General features: G+C 40.1%; 26 protein-coding genes. 4 read left to right on the top strand and 22 right to left on the bottom strand.

Annotated elements, in window-relative coordinates:
• Positions 1-142: 142 nt before the first annotated feature.
• Entirely contained in the window at positions 143-985 is an 843-nt protein-coding gene (locus AC0VYO_RS05780) for an aldo/keto reductase (RefSeq protein WP_475368604.1), read from the top strand.
• Between the two features lie 605 nt (positions 986-1,590).
• Here AC0VYO_RS05780 and AC0VYO_RS05775 read toward each other — a convergent pair.
• Both AC0VYO_RS05775 and AC0VYO_RS05770 read right to left on the bottom strand, forming a co-directional pair.
• Positions 1,591-2,415, bottom strand: coding sequence for an STAS domain-containing protein (locus tag AC0VYO_RS05775; protein WP_475366845.1), 825 nt, complete (start codon positions 2,413-2,415; stop codon positions 1,591-1,593).
• Between the two features lie 317 nt (positions 2,416-2,732).
• On the bottom strand, positions 2,733-3,224 hold the full coding sequence (locus AC0VYO_RS05770) for a DUF2798 domain-containing protein (RefSeq protein ID WP_475366844.1): 492 nt from the start codon (positions 3,222-3,224) through the stop codon (positions 2,733-2,735).
• 223 nt (positions 3,225-3,447) lie between these two features.
• Between AC0VYO_RS05770 and AC0VYO_RS05765 the strand changes: the two genes are divergently transcribed.
• Complete coding sequence (locus AC0VYO_RS05765; RefSeq protein ID WP_475368603.1) at positions 3,448-4,521, top strand: AbrB family transcriptional regulator; 1,074 nt, start codon at positions 3,448-3,450, stop codon at positions 4,519-4,521.
• 64 nt (positions 4,522-4,585) lie between these two features.
• Here the strand turns inward: AC0VYO_RS05765 and AC0VYO_RS05760 are convergent, their stop codons facing one another.
• The 15 genes from AC0VYO_RS05760 to AC0VYO_RS05690 all read right to left on the bottom strand — a co-directional run bounded on the left by AC0VYO_RS05760 (position 4,586) and on the right by AC0VYO_RS05690 (position 16,314).
• Positions 4,586-5,134: a 2'-5' RNA ligase family protein gene (locus AC0VYO_RS05760; RefSeq protein ID WP_475368602.1), complete on the bottom strand. Its 549-nt coding sequence runs from the start codon at positions 5,132-5,134 to the stop codon at positions 4,586-4,588.
• 60 nt (positions 5,135-5,194) lie between these two features.
• Positions 5,195-5,827 (bottom strand): VC0807 family protein, encoded by a 633-nt coding sequence (locus tag AC0VYO_RS05755; RefSeq protein WP_475368601.1) that lies wholly within the window; start codon positions 5,825-5,827, stop codon positions 5,195-5,197.
• A gap of 113 nt (positions 5,828-5,940) precedes the next feature.
• Entirely contained in the window at positions 5,941-6,495 is a 555-nt protein-coding gene (locus AC0VYO_RS05750; RefSeq protein WP_475368600.1) for a hypothetical protein, read from the bottom strand.
• Positions 6,496-6,535: 40 nt separating this feature from the next.
• On the bottom strand, positions 6,536-7,048 hold the full coding sequence (locus tag AC0VYO_RS05745; protein ID WP_475368599.1) for a GNAT family N-acetyltransferase: 513 nt from the start codon (positions 7,046-7,048) through the stop codon (positions 6,536-6,538).
• A gap of 120 nt (positions 7,049-7,168) precedes the next feature.
• The gene (locus AC0VYO_RS05740) at positions 7,169-7,597 is read right to left on the bottom strand and encodes an HIT family protein (RefSeq protein WP_475368598.1); all 429 of its coding nucleotides are present in this window, start codon (positions 7,595-7,597) and stop codon (positions 7,169-7,171) included.
• A gap of 65 nt (positions 7,598-7,662) precedes the next feature.
• On the bottom strand, positions 7,663-8,133 hold the full coding sequence (locus AC0VYO_RS05735) for a hypothetical protein (RefSeq protein WP_430244496.1): 471 nt from the start codon (positions 8,131-8,133) through the stop codon (positions 7,663-7,665).
• Positions 8,134-8,435: 302 nt separating this feature from the next.
• Positions 8,436-8,639: a hypothetical protein gene (locus tag AC0VYO_RS05730; RefSeq protein WP_475368597.1), complete on the bottom strand. Its 204-nt coding sequence runs from the start codon at positions 8,637-8,639 to the stop codon at positions 8,436-8,438.
• Between the two features lie 79 nt (positions 8,640-8,718).
• The gene (locus AC0VYO_RS05725) at positions 8,719-8,907 is read right to left on the bottom strand and encodes a hypothetical protein (RefSeq protein ID WP_430244500.1); all 189 of its coding nucleotides are present in this window, start codon (positions 8,905-8,907) and stop codon (positions 8,719-8,721) included.
• A gap of 391 nt (positions 8,908-9,298) precedes the next feature.
• On the bottom strand, positions 9,299-9,709 hold the full coding sequence (locus AC0VYO_RS05720; RefSeq protein WP_430244502.1) for a hypothetical protein: 411 nt from the start codon (positions 9,707-9,709) through the stop codon (positions 9,299-9,301).
• Between the two features lie 48 nt (positions 9,710-9,757).
• Positions 9,758-10,102, bottom strand: a complete 345-nt coding sequence (locus AC0VYO_RS05715; RefSeq protein ID WP_475369045.1) for a DUF4181 domain-containing protein — start codon at positions 10,100-10,102, stop codon at positions 9,758-9,760.
• Between the two features lie 89 nt (positions 10,103-10,191).
• Complete coding sequence (locus AC0VYO_RS05710; RefSeq protein WP_430244505.1) at positions 10,192-10,761, bottom strand: GNAT family N-acetyltransferase; 570 nt, start codon at positions 10,759-10,761, stop codon at positions 10,192-10,194.
• 142 nt (positions 10,762-10,903) lie between these two features.
• The gene (locus AC0VYO_RS05705; protein WP_475368596.1) at positions 10,904-11,071 is read right to left on the bottom strand and encodes a hypothetical protein; all 168 of its coding nucleotides are present in this window, start codon (positions 11,069-11,071) and stop codon (positions 10,904-10,906) included.
• A 242-nt stretch (positions 11,072-11,313) separates the two neighbouring features.
• A complete protein-coding gene (locus tag AC0VYO_RS05700; protein WP_475368595.1) occupies positions 11,314-12,048 on the bottom strand; it encodes a YqcI/YcgG family protein in 735 nt (244 codons plus the stop codon).
• A gap of 60 nt (positions 12,049-12,108) precedes the next feature.
• Positions 12,109-12,960, bottom strand: a complete 852-nt coding sequence (locus AC0VYO_RS05695; RefSeq protein ID WP_475368594.1) for a dimethylarginine dimethylaminohydrolase family protein — start codon at positions 12,958-12,960, stop codon at positions 12,109-12,111.
• A gap of 162 nt (positions 12,961-13,122) precedes the next feature.
• Positions 13,123-16,314 (bottom strand): DEAD/DEAH box helicase, encoded by a 3,192-nt coding sequence (locus tag AC0VYO_RS05690; protein ID WP_475368593.1) that lies wholly within the window; start codon positions 16,312-16,314, stop codon positions 13,123-13,125.
• A gap of 390 nt (positions 16,315-16,704) precedes the next feature.
• Between AC0VYO_RS05690 and AC0VYO_RS05685 the strand changes: the two genes are divergently transcribed.
• Complete coding sequence (locus tag AC0VYO_RS05685) at positions 16,705-17,118, top strand: carbonic anhydrase (protein WP_475368592.1); 414 nt, start codon at positions 16,705-16,707, stop codon at positions 17,116-17,118.
• A gap of 101 nt (positions 17,119-17,219) precedes the next feature.
• Here AC0VYO_RS05685 and AC0VYO_RS05680 read toward each other — a convergent pair whose 3' ends face one another.
• A complete protein-coding gene (locus AC0VYO_RS05680) occupies positions 17,220-17,567 on the bottom strand; it encodes a hypothetical protein (protein WP_475368591.1) in 348 nt (115 codons plus the stop codon).
• Positions 17,568-17,738: 171 nt separating this feature from the next.
• Here AC0VYO_RS05680 and AC0VYO_RS05675 point away from each other — a divergent pair, with 171 nt between their 5' ends.
• The gene (locus AC0VYO_RS05675; RefSeq protein ID WP_475368590.1) at positions 17,739-18,977 is read left to right on the top strand and encodes an acyltransferase family protein; all 1,239 of its coding nucleotides are present in this window, start codon (positions 17,739-17,741) and stop codon (positions 18,975-18,977) included.
• Positions 18,978-19,108: 131 nt separating this feature from the next.
• On the opposite strand, the gene AC0VYO_RS05670 is transcribed toward AC0VYO_RS05675, so the two are convergent.
• From AC0VYO_RS05670 to AC0VYO_RS05655, 4 genes are all read right to left on the bottom strand, one after another.
• Complete coding sequence (locus AC0VYO_RS05670) at positions 19,109-19,495, bottom strand: nuclear transport factor 2 family protein (RefSeq protein ID WP_475366826.1); 387 nt, start codon at positions 19,493-19,495, stop codon at positions 19,109-19,111.
• A gap of 16 nt (positions 19,496-19,511) precedes the next feature.
• The gene (locus AC0VYO_RS05665; RefSeq protein WP_475366825.1) at positions 19,512-19,991 is read right to left on the bottom strand and encodes an RrF2 family transcriptional regulator; all 480 of its coding nucleotides are present in this window, start codon (positions 19,989-19,991) and stop codon (positions 19,512-19,514) included.
• An 89-nt stretch (positions 19,992-20,080) separates the two neighbouring features.
• The gene (locus tag AC0VYO_RS05660; RefSeq protein ID WP_475368589.1) at positions 20,081-21,292 is read right to left on the bottom strand and encodes a Bcr/CflA family efflux MFS transporter; all 1,212 of its coding nucleotides are present in this window, start codon (positions 21,290-21,292) and stop codon (positions 20,081-20,083) included.
• Between the two features lie 141 nt (positions 21,293-21,433).
• Positions 21,434-23,143 carry an ABC transporter ATP-binding protein gene (locus tag AC0VYO_RS05655; protein WP_475368588.1) on the bottom strand — a complete coding sequence of 570 codons (1,710 nt, stop codon included), beginning with the start codon at positions 23,141-23,143 and terminating at the stop codon, positions 21,434-21,436.
• Positions 23,144-23,376: the final 233 nt, after the last annotated feature.

Here is a 23,376-nt window from a genome sequence, read left to right as displayed (position 1 = left end):
TTTTGATAAATTCTAATTGATTTCATCTCCCTTCACAAATAAATTTACTGTTAATACGCTTACATATGTTTGCATTTTTTAGGAAGTGGTAAATTTAAAGTGAGATAAAAAAGTTAATTATTATTGAAAGGAATGATCTTTGTTGAAGGAATCAATCCCAGAACTAACGTTGAATGATGGACTTACACTACCCGCTATCGGTTTCGGTACTTACTTGCTAAATGGAAATGAAGGGGCAACCGCTATTAATAGTGCGATTGACGTTGGCTATCGCCTCATCGATACAGCTTACAATTACGAAAACGAAGGAACCGTAGGCGAAGCCATTCGTCGAAGTACAGTTCCTAGAAATGAACTGCGCGTCACTTCTAAATTACCAGGTCGCTATCAAGAATATAAGAAAGCTGTTACGGCCATTCAAGAGTCGTTATATAGAGCCAACCTGGATTATTATGATTTGTACCTCATTCACTGGCCGAACCCTAAACAAGGTCTTTATACAGAAGCTTGGCAAGCTTTAATTGACGCTAAGAAATGGGGACTCATTCGCTCGATTGGCGTATGTAATTTCCTTCCGGAGCATCTAGAGCAATTGGAAAAGGAAACCGGCGTAAAGCCAAGCATCAATCAAATCGAACTACACCCCTTCTTCAACCAGGAAGATCAGAGAAGATTTCATCAACAAAACAACATCAAAACACAATCCTGGAGTCCGCTAGCTCGAGTGACTGACATTTTAGAAAATGAAACGATCAGTCATATTGCAAATCAACATAACAAATCAGTCTCTCAGGTGATTTTACGCTGGCATTATCAATTAGGATCCATCCCGATTCCTAAATCTTCTTCTCCAGAACGTCAGCTTGAGAACCTCTCTATTTTTGACTTTTCTTTAAATGAAACAGAAATGGCGATGATGGCTGAATTAACGAAACCAAATGGACGATTGAATGATCAAGATCCAGCTACTTATGAAGAATTTTAAATTTCTCCATCTAACGATTCAACTAACCAACTAGAATAGGATGCCCTGCAGCCATAACAGGTTCTGTTTAGAGCTGCAAATATACAAATATATACTGTTCTAGAGTCTGATTTGATAGCTAAATCAGACTCTTTACTTTTCCATGGTGTTGCTCTTTTGGTTGTATCTTTCAACCATTTTTAGAATATCATTTAGACATCCATTGTACGCTTCAGAATTAGTACTTGAAAACGACTTCAATTTCGGTAGATAATGAATGGATAATATGGAAATTATATGGTGAAATGTAAAAAGAGAGAAACTTCTATTCTTCGATTAACTCGAAGGTTAGTTAAAGGGAGCTTGGATTTTAAGCCTTATGTATGTACAAGTAGGGAGTGAACTGTTTACCTAACGGGAATAGCGCCTCAGATGCGCAACGTTCAGCCCCCATCACCGCTATAGTAAGAACATATAAAAAAGTTAACCAGAAAAGTCTGGCTAACTTTATATTACGAACGGTTGCTTTAAAAAACAGAATAACTAGATATATAATTGGCGGATCGTTCTTTTGGGTCCGTCTTTTAATTTATTATCATAGTATCTATAAACACAGGTAAGCATCATTAAGCAATAAAATATTTCCCTAATGCCTGCTGTAACGTACCTAACGTTTTGATTTCTTCACCTAATTTAATGCCAAGCTCCGTTACTTTCCTTACAACTTCCTTCCTTAATCCGGTTATGACAGTGTTACACCCCATTAGTGAGGCGCCATCAATGATTTGAATCAATCGGTAAACCTCTTCACGCCTTATTTCTGCAACTCCGGACAAGTCCATAATCAAAGTTTGGATACGCATTTCGCTTATTACGGATAATACCTTATCCTCAAGTATTTCGGTTCGTTGAGCGTCAATTGCTCCTATTAAAGGGAGAATGCTTACCGAGTGGTTTATTGGAATAATTGGTACTGAAAGATTTTCAACTAGTTCTCTCTGAGCCTTTATAAGCGAATCTTTATATTTCGTATAACTTATGAAAAAGGAATTCAAAAAGTAGTCTACTCGGTTGTTAATTTGTTTTTCCATTTCAAAGAAATTAAAACCCTTATCATTACTTTCCTCGGTATATTTTTGAAAAAACATCCACAGTGTTCGACGTATAGCTTGTACCCACTCTAATTTAAAAGAGATAGCAAGGGAATGTGTTGCCCAGGCAATTCCTTCTTGTTCCGCAAATGCATGTAGGTCCTGATCATTTTCTTCAATGATATAAACTACGAGTGTTTGAGCATTAGTAACAAGATCGATATTGCCTACTCTTAGTATTTCATAGATCTTATCTTTAACGTTGACAGCTTCTTTTAGTAGCGTATCTGTAAAGACTTGGATGTTTGCTTCGAAAAATTCGATGAATTGGAATGAATCTTCATACGTAATCGATTGCAATTGCCTCTCCTCCTATAGTTATAAACTAGTTGCTTTTATTATAAAACAAGCTATACTTTTATGCAGTAAATCCTCCTAGGTTTTTTAAGGTACTTAATTCATTATTAGACGCAAAAAACCACCTAACGGTGATTTTTCAAGAGTTATTTTAAGGATATAATTGTGAGACTTTTATTAGAGTTATTTTCTGTTCTAAAATAGCTTATAAATGATGATTTTCACCTTAAAACATAACCCGTTACTCCAGAAGCGCATCCTTTTTTCTTTACGAAGTTGTTCACTTCCCCAATAAACCAAATTCACCGCTACTTATTCCATTACTGCGCTCTAGCACTCATTGGTTTATTCGTTTTTACATACTTCACGAACAACCACCGAACGAGTGGGCCCATAATAAGGAGCTGTAACGGGAAGGCTACAATGACATTCTTCATAAATAACGAAACATACTCTCTTAGGAAGGAATGCTCCATAGATCCGATATTAGCATATGACATTATTAATCCGTAAAAAGACATAAAGAATACCATACCGATAACCATACAAGTTGAAAGAATTAAAATGACCTTCCATTTATGAGATTTGTTAAAAGGCAAACGAAACGTAATTTTCTTCGCAATGGGAGCTACCACAATAAATTCAAATGACAAAGCGATAATATAGCCAAGCAATAGACTCATCAGCAATTCTATAAGAGCCATTTCTCTCAATAATCCATTCGTAGATAAGTTATAGAATGTCATCACACATACCATTCCAAAACACATCATTAATCCAAAATAAAAACCTTCTTTTTTCGTTTCTGGCAAAACAACTCATCCTTTCTTTCTAGCATAGTGACAAGTATAGTCATTTCAATTCGCGCTCGTAAGTGAACATTTTGTGAATATTTAAAGCGAACCGTATCGCATGAATATGATAGTGGAGATATGCTACACTATTGAAAATCACTGTTCTCGATTCAAGAGAAAGACTGTTACGATCTGGTCTTCTCGACATACAACGATATTGTTTTTTGAAGGTGCTGTTTGAATGAAAAAAGGACTACTACTCTTCATAGCTTTTACTGTTGGGTTTCTCTTTGATCTTATCAACATTCCAGCTGGATGGTTACTAGGTGCAATGCTTGTTGGAGCCTTCTATCGACTTATGATTGATGATATGGCATATCCGAATTTATTGTTTGACCTCTCGTTAGCCGTGATCGGTGTCAGCATCAGCTTAAGTATTAAAGCGAAAATGTTTCAGGAGGTCGCAAGTTACCTACTCCCTCTAGCCGTCTCAATGATCATCTTATTAATTGCAAGCTGGGTTTTAGGAAAAATTCTAAATAACTATTCAAATCTTGATTCAAAAACAGCGCTATTCTGCTGTTTACCAGCCGGTGCATCGGTCATGATGGCTCTGAGCCGCGAATACAAGGCGAACCTAGGTATGGTTGCTGCCTTTCAAACGGTTCGCATCATGATGCTCGTCTCAACTATCCCGCTCGTCGCTGGTTTTATGTCTTCCTTTCTATCAACAGATGAAGTACAGGGCGCTGCGATGAAAGCCACTTCTCAAGTGAATATGCCGATGGGATTTGCTATTCTTTTCTACCTTTTGTTAATTGGAATCACCCTTTTCCTCGCAAAGAAATGGCGCATTCCGATCGCCCCTTTTCTATACGCGATTATTATTGGATTTCTCTTTCACACGTTTATCCAACAGCTTCCAACCATGCCGAATCTCCTTGTAGGTTTGGGGATGGCGATGCTAGGCGTCATCATCGGAGTGCGATTTGATCGCAAAGCTTTAAAGGAGATCAAAGAAATTGGGTGGACAAGTGTTTGGATTCTTCTCTCATTCTTTTTCTTAACATTTGTCGTAACGTTTGTGTTCTATCTCATGACACCGCTCGATTTCATTACAAGTCTACTCGCGATCGTTCCAGCTGGCGCACCGCAAATGTCTTCTGTTGCAGCATCTCTTGACTTAGATGCCAGCATCGTCGCTGCCATGCAGGTCATTCGCTTGCTCGTGCTTGTGTTAATTATTCCAATGCTCGTTCCTTTTCTGGTTTCCAAAGAGCAAGGTCATGAAATAAGCGGACAAGAAAATACATAAGAAAAAGCAGGTGCACATCAATTTAGTGTGACCTGCTTTTTCTTATGATTTTCATAGAAGCCTATCATTTTAACCTTTTTGAGTAAATAATCGGCGCGTTCATTCCGTCCTCATCTTCCTCAACCAATTCGATCAGTGCCACTTCTTCGATTCTGCCATAGATCGTATCATTCCGTTCAATACAGTAGTGATAGACCTTCGCTAAATCTTCATGAGAAAGATCATTAGCTAACGTACAGTGAGGAATCCACTTTCCAGGTAAATATAAAGAGTTAGCTGTTTCATTGAATTCGCCAAGGTTTTGATAATGATCCGCATGAAACGTAAGCAATTCCTGCGTCACTGTAGGCGTTAGAAAGATCGCTCCATAATCTAGGAAAGATCCGATTGTATTAAACGTAATCTCAAAACCACCTTTTTCATTATAATAATCATCCACTTCGTCTATGAACTTCTTTTTATCTAAGCTTTCATAGCTTCCTAATGTAATATGCGGTCTACCATCCTTCACTTCCTCTGCGTAGAAAGAAATGGAATGCTCACTCAGGTCATTCCATATGTCTTTCACCTGCTGTTCCGTCTTCTCATCAAATAATGCTATAAACCAGTACACTGTTTAGCCGCCTTTCTCTTCTTACCCCTTTGTTACGAAGCCTTCTCTCATACAATTTTGCTATAACGTTTGTTCCAATTCTTTGTTGCTTTTGTATTGTAGTAATTTGGCAATATGGAAAAACCCGTAGACGGAGATAAGCGTAATCCCCCAACCGACTATTTGTTTCAGAAGAATACCTTTATCAAAAGAATCTACCCCATATTGCAAGATTAGCCAAACATTAATCGACGCTACGATGATATCCTTACACGCAAAACCAAAAGTGATGAGCTTAAATATCGTTAAGATTTTCTTCTGGTAAAACTCCTGTTTTAGAATGCGACGGCTCCTGCCCTGGAGCTCCATGATATCGACTGTAAACAATAAATAGATCGGCCGATTAATCACAATACTTACAACCATAATCAGTGCCATCGCATAAGAATAGATGACACGATTCCAAAGCATTTGAATGGCAGACCCGGAAAGAACGTCAACTAACGTACTCGTTGCTAACGTCACAATGAGAAAAATCCCAAAAAAGTTTATTTTCTTCAGTAGAATAAAGCGGATGATACTATATATCAACCCAGGGATAGTTGATATAAGCATAGCATAGTAGTCACCAATGATGTCTCGAGACAGGTGCCAAATGCCAATCGGAAATACAACGTAGCAAATGAGATCCCATATGAGAATATTTCGATTCACTAACTGTTCATCCTCCTCCGTACAAATGCTTGTGATTATAAAACAAGAGCTTCTCCTCGTCCCGGAAAAGCTCTTCCTTAGAAATTTCATCGTGTTAGAAATCAAACGACTGATCAGTTCAATTCATATGTTCCATCTTCATACACTTTGTACAACCCTACCGTTCCAGAACCACCCTTTTCCTTAAGGGATTTGGAAGTAAGTTGCACAGTATAATAAGATCCACCATCATCTGTTTGAATCGGTCCCATCTCTCTAAAAACGATATCTTCAAAATCAATGTTTTGTGTTTCATCAGCTTCTAATTCACGCTTCAAATAATCGACAGCCGAAGTACCAGAAGTAATAGTGACCTCGCTCGATTCTGAAGTCTCCTCCTTAGAATCACCTTCTGTATGATCATTCGTATTCTCTTCTGTACCCTCGTCACTCGGATCATCAGATGTTGCTTCGCCTTCTTCCGTTCCTTCTTCATCAGTAGAAGCTTCATCGCTCGTTTCGGTGCTTGCTTCTTCATTCATCGAAGTGTCGGATTCTTCACTCGAACTATTAACCATTTCATTCGAGCCATTCGACTCGGCTTGCTCACCGGCTGAATTATTTCCACACGCAGCTAGCATCAAACAAGTAACCACGCTCAGTGTAACCATTTTTCTACTCCATTTCATTTCGCAAGCTCCTCTATTGCGGTGATTTCAAACTATGTATCTAGCTCGCGGTGGGATTGAAGAGTCTAAACATCGATTGTTCTTCACCAAATCGCTTCAATTGGGCTTCACACGTCATACCCACTTTTCGCAAAAGCTTACATGACGCCATATTTCGCGTTTGTGTCTCAGCGACGATTTCTTGTAGCTGCCATTCACTAAATCCATGCTTGATCACACGAGTAACGACCTCGCTCGCATAACCGTTCCGCCAGTACTGTGGTAGAAACTGATATCCGATCTCTGTACGAGCACCATCATGATAAGAATCAAGAAAAGCAAAACCGATAAACGCATGACTGTCATTTAGAAAGATCGCCCAGTAGCGGCCTACCTTTGCGTGAAGCATATGTGTGAAATGATGCTTAAACCCCTCTTCCTCCACTGTTCCACCTAAATATTTTCGCACATCCTCATTCTCATAAAGCTGTTTAACAGACTCATAATCTCTCTCCGAAAATAAGCGGAGATAACATCTTTCTGTTTTCAGGAATTTCCCTCCTATCCGTAGCAATGGTTTGAACAATATTTTTCATTAATATACAATTCCAATTATTTCAAAACAAACAATAAAATTCAATCATTTCACAGGAGTGCCATTTAAGTTCTTCTAATGAAAAACCAACTTTTCACTTTACGACATCATTTCCATTTGTTTCATTAACTTCTCTTTCGTGACTCCTAAGCTAGCTTTTTCCTTAACATTCTCGCTCTCTTCTTCATGATAGAAAGCTTGTCCTTCATATCTCGGGATCACATGCATATGGTAATGACTCAAATCGTTGAAAGTCCCGCCATTTTGGCAAACTGTGATTCCATCAGGCGCGTAAAGTGCTTTGATTGCTCGGGAAATTTTCATAGAAGCAACCATGATCGCATTGGCTGTTTTCATGTCTAACTCTTCCACATCTAAAAAGTGTTTCTTAGGTACAATTAACGTATGACCTTCGTTAAACGGCTCAATATCTAAAAAGCAACAAACATCATCATCTTCGTATACAACATGTACCGATTCGATTTTGTTTGCCAATTGACAGCCTAAGCATGCTGATTTCATAGACATTCTCTTCCCCTTTGCTTAATCGCATTTATTTGTTGCAATACCTTATTTCTTTTACTAGCCAACCTTTACTTCACCTGGTAATCATTACTCGTTTTTACACCAAACCGATAAGTTGATTCTCCTAAAGACTTACCGCCTTTCCCATTCCAGAAGAAATGAAGACGATAGACTGTTTCACCATTAGTCGAAGGGCTAATGGTAATATTATTTGAATCCAATTTAATATGTTCGCCCGTCGTTTCATTTATGAGATTGATCGTAGATGGCGCTGGCTCCATCTCGTCAAAACTGATGCCTATGGATTGCTTGCCGATATCGACAATTTCGGGGTTTTTCTGTGATTCATTATTAGCTTTTGTTACCATGACACAGTCATTCCAGCACACCGTTTTTGCGCTGTGCGCTATTTCAGTTTTCGCTTGTTTATCAAGATTCCACACTTCCACTTTTGGTTTAGGCGCTTCCTCACCGTTCAACTCCCCACTGCAAGCAGTTAGTAATGCAATCAGAAGGAAGAGTAATAAACGTTTCGTCATATGCCATCCCCCTTACGTCTTATGAAAATTCACACCCTGAGTTGTTTCTCGATTTTAACTCATTTGAGAGAAACCATTCCTTCACCTATCATTCAGCTAAGTCCAAACACTTCCTTTCAACCTTAAGCCATTTTCTTAGGGCTTTATTTATGAAATAAAGTGCAAATCCAGCAACCGTCATCACTATGATGACCTTCGGGAAAAACGTTTCCACTACATCACCCTCAAATCTTAAAGTAACAAAACATGAACATAGAATTCATAACTATCTTTCAACTTTTCCCTAGCCCTCTCTTATCGGTTTATTCCTGTTGGTTCTTTCTAGAAAGAAGTGATAAGAAAAACAGCGCTAGTCCTAGAGATATGGAGGCTACGATCATCGATTGGTCCTCTTTCGCACTGCCTTCAATTAGCTTTATTGCTAACAAAATAACCCCAGCGATGATAAAGAAAACACCTGCTGCAAAATTGACTTTCCCTAAGCGTGTTAACGTTATAAACATCATTCCATTCGCCCCTTTTGATAGAGTTGAAACATGGTTTGGATATGTATGATTGCACTAACAAATTAATGAAGGAATACTTTCATTCGCTCGTTCTTATTTTCCGTAGTTCACTCACAATCCCACCTATACAAACAAATACTCCTACAATGCCAACTACATTTACAAAGACGCCAGTAAAATCATCGAACTTAATACCTTCTTGAATATTTGACCAGAGGATTAAAACAAACACAGCAATTTCAAAGATAAAAAAGAAGATTCGCTTCAAGTTATCACCTCAATACAGTTAATGCTGCTTCCCGATCGACTTCTCAATCAGCGCTACTCCATACGTTTGGCTCAATGAATTCTCTAAGATCATGAATGGAGCCAACTATTTTTTCACAATCCATTTGATTAAAGAAAAGACGACTAAAGCGCCAAGTACGGTGAATAGAAACGCCACTACCGCAATGGACAAACCTCCCATCCCCATTCAACTCTCACATCCTTTTAGCGATCCTGTTCTTAATTCGATTGTTATCATCCTCTCCCTCTCACAAAGAAGTTCCGTATTCCCTTACTAACTATACGAAGTTCACCTTAGAATCGTTTCGCTTTTCCGTAAACAAAAAGGCTGAGTATAATGCTCAACCTTTTTTCATGTCTCTATAATGGCGTTACTTGTTCCCTTTTAAAACGAACTCTTCCATTTGACCGTCCCACTCGATGACTGTATGGATTCCCTTGTCGAGCTGAAGCTCATCACAGGGGTAGGCACAGCCTAATGTATCTTCAATCTCGATCTTAGAGTTATTCATTTCTACTTCTCCGGTTTTCTGCCAATCAACATCGTAAGCTGTTTCACCACTAAAAGCATATGTAATATTTGTAGAAGGAATTTCACCATCGCCAATATATTCTAGCATTATTCCTCTAAACTCTTCTCCATTCTCTTCACGGAGATCGTATTGAACAGTCCAATTTTCGCTCGTTCCAGCTAGAATCCCATCAGGTAGATTTGATAATGAGGATGGATTAGAGCAAGAGGCCAAGAAAATTGTTAACAGAATGAGACATTTGCCTTTCACTTTGTTCACCACTTTTCATATTTAATTTTATTATGTAGTGAGAATAGGTTATGAATATTGATCTATACACAAAATCAAAAAAGATAGAACGCTCATCAAAGAGCCTAACCAATAATGGTAATACGATTTTCCAGAGCGATTTTTAAGAAGTTCCTCGATTCCTTGATTCATATTGTGTAGAAAAAACAACGCAAAAATAGGGCTGATTTTCATCATAACAGGATAGTTTTCGCTATTAGGTCCCACATTCCAATCAAAATTACAATAAATGAATAGAACAACTAATACTAGATCAATGACCTTGGCAACTTTATTGCGATCCTTAGACATCATCCACTTCGTTTGGTCTTTAATACCAAGGCGCCTTTTAAAATAATACTCACAAACCCATATGTATACAGCAAATAGAATGACAAGACTTACAATTGTAGGGACATTCAGCTGAAATCACCTCGCCTATTAAATTAATTATTGTAGTGAATTTATTTGAGACGTTTTGCTCTTTGATTGAATTCATCCGAAAGAATCGAATACATCTTTAAGTCATGAAACTTCCCCTTCGCAAACATCGCTTTTCTCATAATGCCTTCAAACGTCATGCCCGCCTTTTCCATCACTCTAGCCGATCCTTCGTTCGCGACAAAACATCTGGCCTGAATTCGCTCTAATTCTAATACATGAAATCCATAAGCTATGATTTGCTTAGCCGCTTCAGTCATATATCCTTTACCCCAACAATCTTCAGCAAGTACATAGCCTATTTCTGCTTTTCGATGTTTACTCTCAATGGTTACAAAATCGATCGTACCGACAAGCTGACCAGAAGATTTTAGCTCCATGCCCCATAGTGCTTTGGTTTCTTGACGATAACCCTCAAGGATCATCTCAACGAAGCCTTTCGTATCCTCTATAGATTGATGCGTTTCCCAGCTTACATGCTGTGATACATTGGGATTGGAGCCGTATTGATAAATAGTTTGAAGATCACCCTCGGTGATTTTTCGTAGAATCAAGCGTTCCGTTTCTAACTGTGGTATTTTTAAAGAATTCAATAATTAGCCCCCCATTCTATGACGATGTAACGTATTTTTTCAGGAACACATTCTTTTAAAGAACATTGATTAAATCCATATTTTCGTATTCAATCGAACACCTATTCATATCTTAATGCTGTGTTTCGATTCATTACTCTGCTTACATCCATAAATATAAAAATTTCATAAAAAGCAAAGTAAATAAGATTAGTATGATGCTTTTCATTTCCGCTACCGGTGAAGGTTCTTCCTGTTTCTTCCTTATTTTTCGTCTATACTCATTCTGAATTTTAAAGAAACTCTTCTTCTCTTTCTTTTGACCCTCCATCTGAGTACCTCCCAAATGAATCCGTAAAATAGTCAATCCATTTCCAGGAGCTTTATATTCACTTTGGTAACCCTTACATTATTTACATCTCTTTTCTTAATACCGCTGGATTTATTACGTTTCATTTTAACATATTATTCCACGTGGGAATCCAAAAGAATGATAGGTTATTAATAAAACGACACATGAGCCGGCTCATGTGTCGTTAAGGTTACTTATTTCATATTCATCTAGAATTCAACTTAACTATTTTTATGAAGGAAAGGGCATTTTCCGACGATTGGCTCTATGTCATCCCCGATAAACGACTGTTTCCATTCATTATGGTTAGGATCTCCGAAGTGGCTAATATCCGGATGCTTCGGAAGGTTATCCCATTTCTCTACACGCGCACGCACTTTGTCACGCGACATGATGCCGCCTTTTTCGGTTCCTTCCAATCCTTGAAAAATCGTTCTAGGCTGAAATCCTAAGATCAGGCTGTTGCCAAGGTTACGCGTTTTGCGTTGTTTATAGGCAGGTGCGTTTCCAAAAGTAAAGATCGGCTCTCCCGCGAAGTGAAAATCCCATAAAAAGTGCTCTGGATCCTTTGGTGCTTCACTTGGCCATGGAAAACGATCCTGGTTATGTAGATACTGTAGAATGTCCCAGAAGTAAGAACGATAGTAGTCAATCGACTTTTCTTCCCTTTCCGGCTCTACAAAAATAAATAATCCATGTCTTATTTTCGTAGGTTCACGAAATAAGCTAAGAAAGCTTTCCACCGCGTCAGGCAAGTTGGCCCAATCATCGTGTTCAATGTAAGAATAGCGCAGCTCCCCTTTAAGTTGAGCTGTTCTACCGAAAAAACAAGGAAATGTTGGATCTGTGACTAACTCACTGAACGTCTTATATTCTGTTAAGAGCCATTCTGGAAGATCTTCTCGATTCTCAATATCTTCCTTCGTTAACAGGAAACGACTTTCTGTCTTTAGCATTGGTTTCTCTCCTTTTAATAAGAAATTACCGTTTAGACCATTCCACTACTGGGCATGGTCTTATCTTCGTAGAAGTGGAAGAGTACAGCACCTAAACGAACCGCCCGATTTAATGATTTCAGAGAAGTCTACAGGTAGTACGGTAAAGCCTTCAGACTCCAATACGCGATTTAAACGTTTGTTTTGCGAGAGGCTAACGACTTTACCTTGACCGATCGAAAGAACATTTGGGCCCAAATAAAACTGTTCTTCTTTTGACACGTAAATCAAATGAAAACGAGCATTTAACTTCTTTAAATCCTCACTAGTAAAAGCGTGCGGATAGACGAGCGCAACCTTTTCACTAATGATGTTGAACACACAATCTAGATGAAGAATATCATCCTTTAACGTTAGCGGTTCAATTTGATAATCAGGTAGGCGCTTTTGTAGTTCTTGAATGGCTAAGTTAGACGTTCGTCCACTGTTCCCAACGTAAACGGTCGAGCCATCAATAACGACATCGCCCCCTTCCATTGAGAGCGGCAACCCTTCTTGATAAGTAATCGAGCTTTCCTTCAGCCATGTTTTTAATGTATTTGTTTCTTGCTGACGAACTTGTTCACTCATTGAAGCGACGAATAGCTCTTGATCAATGGTAAACCCAATGTCCCGAGTAAAGACTTGCTCAGGAAGCTCGGGATTAGCCTCAAGTTCATGAACGTCAACAGAATGTTCTTTAAGAACGTCAACAAATTCACTGTGCTGCTTTAGTGCCTTAGGAATGTTAATGTTGCTTCTTTCATAATGCTTTTGCGTTTCATTTATAATTTCAGTTATTTTCATAAAGGATGGTTTTACGACCAACACCTTTTTTAGATCCGTATATTCAGTGTTGCACTGTATATTTTGTTTGATCGCTACTTCGCTCATGTTTCTTACCTCCATCTTGCATTTACGTCTTTCTTCCCTCTGTCGACCTACCTAAAACCTGGATAATCAAAATAAGTGAACGCTAAATTGGAAGATATAAATCCCCATCTAAAAAAACCCCCGCGCTGTGCGCAGGGGTTTAGTATTTTGCTTTTATTCTATTTATGCATCCATCAATATTTCTCGTATATCTTCTTCCGTTAAGTTTGTATTAGCCTTTTCGTCTGAATCAATGATTTCCCCGATGAGCTCGCGTTTTTTCTCCTGGAGGTCGTTCATTTTTTCTTCAATTGTACCGCGGGCTACTAGCTTCATTACGTTGACAACTTTGTCTTGACCAATACGGTGTGTACGATCTGCCGCTTGCTCTTCAACGGCTGGATTCCACCAAAGATCGTAAAGCACAACCGTATCTGCTCCAGTTAGGTTCAGTCCTGTGCCACCTGCTTTTAAAGAAATCAAAAAGACATCTCGTTCGCCATTGTTAAACCGATTGCACTTCTCCACTCTTTCCATAGATGGCGTCTCCCCATCAAGATAGAAAAAGCTTTGTCCACGAGCGGCTAGCTCCCTCCCAATGATTTGAAGCATTTTCGTAAACTGAGAGAAAATCAATATTCTCCGGCCAGAGCGCCTTGATTCTTCAACAACTTGAAGCAGCTGCTCGAATTTAGCTGAGCTGCCCTTATACCCATCAACGAACAAGGCGGGGTGACAACAAATTTGGCGCAGTCTTGTTAAGCCAGCTAAGATTTTGATGCGATTCTTACTAATCGTATCTCGATCAAGGTGTTTGAGCGTATCGGTTTTTAACTTTGCAAGGAAAGCGGCGTATAGCTTCTTTTGCTCTGGTAATAAATCTGTTAACTCTAGAGATTCGAGCTTATCCGGTAGCTCTGCTAAAACATCCTCTTTCATTCTTCGAAGTAAGAACGGTCGCACTCTTCTCGCGATCGTTTTTTTCTTTAAGTTCCCGTAAGCTTTAATCCCCTTGAAAAGCTCAGGGAAAACAACGTGATAAATCGACCAGAGCTCTTCAATCGCATTTTCAACAGGCGTACCCGTGAGTCCAAAGCGATGATCGGCGTTGATTTTCTTTACCGCCCGGGCGGTTTGAGTTGAAGGGTTTTTGAAAGCCTGTGCTTCATCAAAAAAGACGGTGTGGAAGGATTTCGTTTCATACCATTTCACATCGCGACGAAGTAACGGATAAGACGTGATGATAACGTCCATTCCTTCGACCGTTTGCTGAAGCTTGTCACGTGTTGATTGATTGCCATCAATGATCAGCGTTTGAAGATCTGGAGCAAATTTTTTCATTTCATTGTACCAGTTATACGTAAGGGATGATGGACAGACGATAAGAACAGGCTTTTTCTGTTCACGAATGGCTGCAAGCTCAGATACGATAAAGGTGATGCTCTGCAGCGTTTTTCCGAGTCCCATATCATCTGCGAGTACGCCGCCAAATCCATAGCTCGCAAGTGTTTTCATCCATTCATATCCTTGAATTTGATAATCACGTAAAATCCCTTCTAATTGGGGCGGTACTTCAAATTCCAATTTATTCGGATGCCGCATGGAATCGAGAAATTCACGAAACGATTTGTCTGCTTGAAAAATGTTCTTCTGCTCAATCGCATCCATCAAATTTGCGCCTTTCGTAACGGGCAAGGAAAAATATGGCTCCAGTTGTTCTTGAGGAGGAACGGTCGTTAAGAAATGATGAATGTCTTCCATTTCCTTCGTTTCAAGCGATAAGAGCGATCCACTTCGAAGACGATAGTATTTCCGCTTTTCTTCTAATGCAGCTAGGATTTCTCGAATTTGATTGTCAGATATGCCGTCCATTTCAAATTTAAATTCTAACCAGTTTGTTCGTTCTCGCTTCTTCACCTTTACGTTGATTTTAGGATATGTTTTTTTGCGAACGAGACGATTCCGAACAGCAGTCGTCGCATATAACTGAAGCAGCGATTGAAGCTTTGGAACGGTATGGTAGAGAAATGCATACTCAAGTTCTTCATTTTGCATCAAATAGCCACCGTCCGTTTTGGAAAATCCGCTCTCTTCCATCATCGCAAGAATTTCTTCTTCCTTCTCAACATCTCGAATGATCGTTGAACCCGGCACATCGCGATTCTCTAACGGCTGAATCACTACTTCTTCATACTGAAATTCAAGCCCTGCTAGCAGACGATTTCTAATGCGATCTAAGTAAAGTCTCGCCTTTAACGGTGTTTTCATAAATTTTTCACGGAAGGCTCTCGAAAGTTCTACATTTCCCATTCGTTTCAAGTCAGGCACGACTTTTTCAAGAAAATGATCAATCTGTGTGTAAGGAATGGGAATAGAATTTGTCCCGGGTGACGGGAGCATCTGCTTCAATTCAACGATTCGATGAAAATCTCTCTCTTCTAATTGAAAGACCGTTCCATGATAGATCATCGATTGATACGCATTCAAAATGGTCATGCGTTCGAGTCCTTTAATCGTGACTTGGCAACTGTCCGCATCCGACTCATCTACGATAAACCGGATCGGTGGTGAGCCGTCGATCACGTTGAGACGCTCAAAGGAATGACCGTTATGTTGGAGTTTAACGTCTGGTGCCTTTGTTAACAAAGGGATCAGGCTGATCCACGAAGATGGCGAGATGATCAAGGTTTCTCTCGACGTGTGATCGGTGGATGTGTATGGCGCTGATTCTAGAAAGGCCTCCTCATCACTAGCGACTCGAATAAGGTGATGAAGAATCGCATCTGCTTCAATTGAAAAACAGTGAAGATTTGTATCATATGTAAAGTTCGCGGAGATTTCACTAGGCTTCCCCTGTTTCACATGAGAAAGAAAGTCGCGAATGCCAGGCACTTTTGTTTGTTCAATCGCTACTTCTATCCCAAGCATAGCCTGATCGTTTAGCGAAACAGGTTTACATGTAAATACCGCATCAAGCATCTTTCTTTTTTCAAAATAGCGTTGATAGCCACTCTTTTTAGAACCATCCTTCGTAAACAGCGTCATAAAGTCTTCTGTAAGCTCTCTATTATGAGTCTTGTTTTCCTCTTGTTCTTGCTGAAGCTGTTGGATCGCAATGAGGACAGCCGCAATGTGCTGACAATCTTTTTGGAAAGTTGCAAGGGAAGGGCAGCTGCATTCCGTTTGAAGCTGGCCATTTTGATCCTTGATTACCGATACGAAAAAATCTTCTGTTCCATGAACGGTGGCCTCACATTGATCAGATTGATCACTTTGAAAGGATACTTTATTTGAACGGTAATAAGCCTCCCCTTTTTTGAAAGAGAGATCCCCACACATTTCTTTGATTCGATTTTTGTTTAGTTGAATATCCATGTTATCCCGATCCTTCATAAATAAATAACGTGATGGTCGCTTCTATCTTATCCACTCGTTTTCTAGTTCCATTTTAGCATATGTCACAGGCACTTACGGTCCAATGCCTATACGATCATATTCTTGTTCTCATACACTATCGTACAACTAATTAAGGGGGAAACGATCGTGTATCGACCATATTATCACCACGGACATGGAAGCTACTATCCTGGTTACGGGTATCATCATGGCCATGGCAGTTACAATCCCGGCTACGGCTATCATCACGGACACGGAAGTTATTATCCTGGCTATGGTTACCATCACGGGCAAACAACTTACCATCCTGGCTATGGCTTTCACCACAGCCAGAGCACCTTCCACCGCCCTTAATAATACAATTTGGCAATGAAAGAATTGCGCATGAAAGACAGGTGTAACATGGAGAAACGATTCGGAACGGCATTGAACTGCATAGATGGACGAACACAAATCCCTGTCACACAGTGGCTAAAAGCACAATATTGTCTCGATTACGTTGATCTCATTACTGAGCCAGGTATGGACCGCGTATTGTCCCATGGTCCACGATGTGACATCGAGCGCATAAGAGAAAATACGCTCATATCACTTACCGCTCATGCTTCTCAGGTCATTGCGGTCGTTGGTCATTGCGACTGTGCTGCCAATCCCGTAAGCAAGCGCCAACACTTTGCAGATATCGCTGCTTCCACCCAAGTTGTTAAATCATGGGGATTTCCAGTTTGGGTCATTGGTCTCTGGGTGGATGAGTATGGCCGGGTAGAGGTTGTTTGTGAATAAAATAAAGGGCCGTCTCCAGCTGTAGGAGATGGCCCAACGTATGTAGAAGCAAATTGCCTTACTAAGAACACCAACATTTATTGTTTCTCGCTTCAAATACTTTAAAACCACGTTCCTAGAAAGATCATCACACTAAAGAAAAGAAGGAAGATGATACTTCGCATTTTGCTTCTTTTCCAAACGCTAATGGTCATTAAGATCGCACCAGGGACAATAAAGACGAGCCCCATTACTTTTGCAATGAAAAACTCAAAAACATTGCCAACTGATAATAGAAACGCTCCAATTATGAGAAAGCCACCAGTGCATATAAACTCTAGTGTGCCAAAACTTTCGCGAACTTCTCTTTTTTCTTCCGCATTCATCTTTTTATACCTGATTATGACCGCAACCATAGGAAAGCCGTATATCAGACTTAGTGTAACAATTGAATCGACGGTACTACTCACAAGCACACTCCTCATTCCATTTATTCCCTACTATCATTTCAAATATAAGGAACCATTTCAATGATAAATGGTAAACTTTCGACATTCAGTTAAGAAACAGTTTTACTCTGATAAAATAGGGAATTCATTCTTCTAGATAGTTACATAAAATTGGAGTGGGAGGAAGAAAAAGTGAGTCAAGCTAAGATGTCGGTTGGATTAGTTACCCCACCTGGATATCCAGAAAAGCTAAGTAAACAATTAAGTAGCGAATTGCCTAAGCTCCTTCGCTATTACGTAGAAGATGAGTGTGAATGGCATGTAGATTCAACCGTTGATCCTCTCACAGGAGTCACTGAAAAACCTGAAGAAGTTCTAGAAGCAGGTTATAAGAGAAAGGAAGAAGAAGATTGGGACTACATCGTTTGTTTAACAGACTTACCATTCTTTCAAGATAGAAAACCTATTTTGGCAGAAGCTTCTACAAATAAAAAAGTAGCCATTATCAGTCTTCCAGGATTAGGATCAACCCCTATGGTAAAAAGAATCAGGCAATCTATTCTACAATTAGTCAACGAAATGTACTATGGTAGCCCAGAGGAAGATCGAGAAAAAGCGCAAAGACGATTACAAGCAAAAGAAAATGAAGAATACGAATACTTGAAGGAAAAAGGGTCGAAGAGGCTCTTTAAAAAAGGGGGATTCGAACGGTTTTCTCCTATTAAACGTGTAAGGCCTGGAGAAGAAACATCTATTGATGTGAGATATATCGTAAAGTCACGGTTAAGTGGCGCCATTCGCATCTTAACTGGAATGGTAAGAGCAAACCGACCGTGGGCGATCTTCCCCGCTTTTAAAAAGGTGATTATTTTTGCTTTTGCGACTGGATCCTATGCTCTCGTGTTTCCTACCCTCTGGCAGTTAAGTAACAGTTACGGTTTATGGAGAATGTTTATGCTTATGATTGTCTCCTCGTTCTTAATGGTTGGCTGGCTTGTCCTAGCTCATAATCTATGGGAAAAACCTAGGCAGGATCGAGCGAAATATCTTCGAAACCTCTATAATGTAGCAACGATCCTAACACTGCTTGTGACGGTTAGTTTCTATTATATTATTCTATTTTTTATGTTCGCCGTAGCGGTCATAGCTCTTATTCCGATGGGACTGCTGGAATCGCAATTATCAGGTTCTGTTGGATACGATAATTATTTCTACATTACGTGGACAGCTACGAGCATCTCGATTATTATCGGCGCACTTGGATCCGCCCTTGAAGATGAAGAAGTAGTTCTTTCCTCAACATACGGATACCGACAGCAGCAGCGATACAAGACAGCGAATGACTCGAAGAATGAAGACAAGAATTCCCAACAAGAGGAGACGCCTCTCCCTACTAAAATGAATAAAAAAGAGGTAAATTCAGAGAGGTGATAATAGCCCTCTGGTTTACCTCTTTTTTAGTGAACGATGCGTTTGGAATGAATAGAACGTGTAACGACGGTTGCTCCCACATAGTACTAGACAAGATATAACCAAACCCGCGTCACACGCATGTTCCACTTTTATAACTCTTTATACGATTGAAACATATCTTTTTGATCGGGAACATTCTCTAAATACGTGATCTGCCCGTTTTCATTTAATTTCGCGATGTCTTTCCCGGTCTGAGTGTAAACCTTTCCTGTGGAGAGCTTGCCACAAACAGCCCATGGAGTTTCATACAAATCGCTTCCCTCGACCTTTTTCCATCCCTCATACATGTGTTTAATATCACTATTATTTCTAAACACGCGCTCCATAAAGAGCTTCCAATTCTCAATCCCTTCTTTTTTTTGGCCATTTAACACGAACACCATATCATCTGAGAAAAGTCCGTTTAATTCTTCCATTGCTTTGTCACTCGTTCTCGATTGATCAAAAAGATCAAAATATTTATTTAGATTTTCCATTATTGCTCCTCCTTGTTTATAAAACCATTTTCTCGTAAATCGAAGCTCGTAATTGTTCAAGACTTTCAGGGGGACACTTTTTCATGATTTCCTCATGAAGCGACCCAATCGTTTCCCTTTTTAAAATAGACTGCCAGGAACCTTCTGCTTCATCCATTAAATTCGATAGCAGATCAACCTCTTTTTCCTTTATGTTCAGCAAATCTTGAAAAAGTCCCGTCGACGAATACAGCGATTGCTTTCCTTCGATCGCAAGGTAAACATCATAGATTCGAATATCACTCGCTTTTTGTTTAAGCTTGAAACCACCCTTTTTACCTGGCACTGATGCAATCAAGTCCGCATTAACGAGATGCCTTAATATTTTCTGAAAGTAAGTGGGAGACCCACCAAGTTGAGAGCTAATCACCTCTCCAGGTAGAACTGCTTTCTCCGGTAAAAACGTCAGCATGAGGATGGCATAAACGCCCTGCTCCACACCTGTTTTCATTTGCATAGAAACACCTCTCTTAAACTGGATAATCTTTATCTACTTTATACACTATATAATTTCCACAATAAAAAAGCAAGAAAAAACGACTCCGATTAGGAAGTCGCTTGAACTTGATTTTTTTTCGTAAGTGTAAAAAAGATGATCGCACCAATTGAAGACGTTGTGAACAAAATCGCTCCCATTGGAACCGCAGTTGATTCATCAATTCCAACAAGCGGTGACACCATCGAACCGAATAACAGCGGCAGCATGCCTAATACCGCACTTGCACTTCCGGCGCGGTGGCCCTGCTTTTCCATCGCAAGCGTGAAAGTACTTGTAAGTACCATTCCCATAGCTGTCATGTAAATAAAGATCGGGATGACGAGCGTTGCGAGTGGCCCTTCAATAATCGTCATGAGAAGAAGAAACGATGTAGCCGTGACTGCTGTAATAACCGCCGTACGAAGAAGACTTCTTTCATGAAAATAAGCACTTAACCTGCCAATCATGAAGCTCCCAGAAATAATCGCAAGTCCGTTAATTCCAAACAGAATACTGAAGGCTTGAGGTGAAACGTTATAAATACCTTGATAAACGAATGGAGTGCCAGATACGTATGCAAAGCTACCACCGTGAACAAATCCAATCGTTAACGCATATCCGATAAAGGAGCGGTCCTTAAGCAGACTTCCCATCGTTCGCACTGATTGCTTCACCGTGCTTGGCAGCCGTTTCTCAGGCGGTAACGTTTCTGGTAGTCGGAAACCGATAACCGTCACGATAATGAGTCCAAGAATTCCAAGGAAATAGAAGATCGTGTTCCAAGTCGCAAACGGCAATAGTAAAATCGCCCCTCCCGCAATGGGCGCGATCATTGGCGCTGTCGCATTGATAACCATAAGAAGAGCGAAGAATTTTGTTAATTCTCTCCCGCTAAAAACATCACGAACGACAGCACGTGAGAGCACAACTCCCGCTGAAGCTGTAAAGCCCTGAATAAACCGGGCAATGACTAGTGTTATGATGTTCGGTGCCACGGCACATAGAATCGAAGCGACCGCAAATAAGAAAATAAAAATGAGCAACGGCTTGCGTCGCCCCTGTCCATCACTGTAGGGTCCAACGACAATTTGTCCAACCGCTAATCCGATCAGACAGGTCGTTAAACTAAGCTGAACAAGCGAAGCGCTCGCATTTAAATCACTCGCAATTCCTGGAAAACTCGGTAGGTACATATCAATATTAAGCGGACCTAATATTCCGAGCATCCCAAGCAATAACGCGAGACCAAACCGTTCTTTTCCTGTTGGGTTTTGAAGCATGAATGTTAACACCTTTCTTGCACAATGCATCAGTTAGTCGTCCAATAGATTTTAGCAAACGAGCATTTTCATTACAATTGATAAGACCCCGATTTGGAAAAGAAAAACGATTCCTACGTATCATAGGAATCGTGTCATTCATCATCCAAACTGGGCTTTATGAAGTCGGCTGTATATACCGCTTGATTCGATAAGCTCCGCATGGTTTCCTTGCTCGGCAATCCCATCTTTCGTCACAACCATAATCCGATCAGCATTCTTAATTGTTGCAAGACGATGGGCAATAACAAGCGTCGTGCGCCCTTCCGTTAGTTCTTCCAGTGACTTTTGAATCGCTACTTCCGTTTCTGTGTCGAGGGCAGACGTCGCTTCATCTAAAATAAGAATCGGTGGGTTTTTCAAGAACATACGCGCGATCGCAAGCCTCTGTTTCTGCCCACCAGAAAGCTTCACACCTCTTTCACCAATCACCGTATCCAACCCGTCTGGCTGACTATATATAAACTCATCTAGCTTTGCTTTCCGCGCTGCTTCTAGAATTTCTTCATCTCCAGCTAAAAGATTTCCATAAGCGATGTTCTCGCGAAACGTTCCTGAGAACAGGAACACATCCTGCTGCACGATTCCAATCTGACTTCGAAGAGAGGAAAGCTTCAACTCTCTCACATCGATCCCATTAATCGTTATCGAACCACCCTGTATTTCATAAAAGCGAGGCAATAAACTACATAATGTTGTTTTGCCAGCTCCAGACGGGCCAACAAACGCAACCGTCTCACCTGGCTGTATAGATAAGTTGATTTGATTTAATACAGGCGCGTAACCCTCGTAGCCAAACGAGACATCTTGATAGCGAATTTCTCCGCTAAGCGCCATTTCAATCGCATCTTCCGAATCCTGAATGTCTGGATCAGTATCAATGATTTCGGTATAACGCTTAAACCCAGCGATCCCTTTCGGATAGCTTTCAATAACGGCATTAATTTTCTGAATCGGTCCGATGAGAATATTTGATAATAAAATAAACGCAACGAATTCACCATACGTGAGCTCCCCTGAGATAACGAAAAAGGTACCGAACAGCAGCGTAAATAGCGTAACGACTCTCATTAACAAATAGTTCGACATGACGTTCTGCGCCATGATTTTATACGATTGAAGCTTAGTTGAACGGTAACTCTCATTGTTTTGACGGAACTTCTCCTGTTCATGGTGTTCATTCGCGAATGCCTGAACGACGCGAATCCCTCCGATGCTATCTTCTACACGGGAATTAATTTCAGCGACATCTTGAAACATGCGCCTGAACGTTTTCGTCATCTTTTTATTAAAGTAGATAGCGAGAATAATCAGCAGCGGTATAACAATGAAAGAAAGGACAGCAAGCTTCCAATTAATCATCAGCATTAATCCAAATGAACCAAGCAGCGTCATAAGCGCCACAAATACATCCTCTGGGCCGTGATGGGCTACCTCGCCAATTTCTTCGAGATCTTTTGTAAGTCTTGAGATGCTGTGACCGGTTTTACTATTATCATAGTAACCAAATGATAGCTTTTGCATATGCGTAAACAGCTTCTGACGCATATCTGTTTCAATGTTAATCCCCAGCTTATGTCCCCAGTAGGTGACGATAAAATGCAGGCCTGTATTTATTAAGTAAATGAGGAGCAATCCTGCACACGCGAGAAGAATGATGCCCCAATTCCCCTCAGGAAGTAACCGATCGATTACCTGGTTCACCGCAAGTGGAAAAGCAAGCTCCAACACTCCGACGATGATGGCGGATACGAAATCAAGAATAAATAGCCATTTGTATGGCCGGTAATAAGAAAAGAAGCGTTTGAGCAAAGAAAAACCTCCCTATAACATGATCGAATCAATGACACTCTTCACAATTGAGATCCATTATCAATTATAGAGTTTTAACAGACTGAATACAATCTTTTCTTCGCTTAAAAAAACCGCACACTCATGAATGCTGATCCATGAGTGTGCGGCTTTTCTTGGTTAAGGCGGTTTGGCCAATAAATTGTGATTTTAGCCAATATATCTCGAATTTGGCCAATATAATCTCAGTTTGG

It is taken from the genome of Anaerobacillus sp. 63XJN7_4_ISO-PGPR-S23-413, from assembly GCF_056173725.1.
Note: the sequence above shows the minus strand (reverse complement) of the source record. Positions and strands in the feature narration are given on the sequence as shown.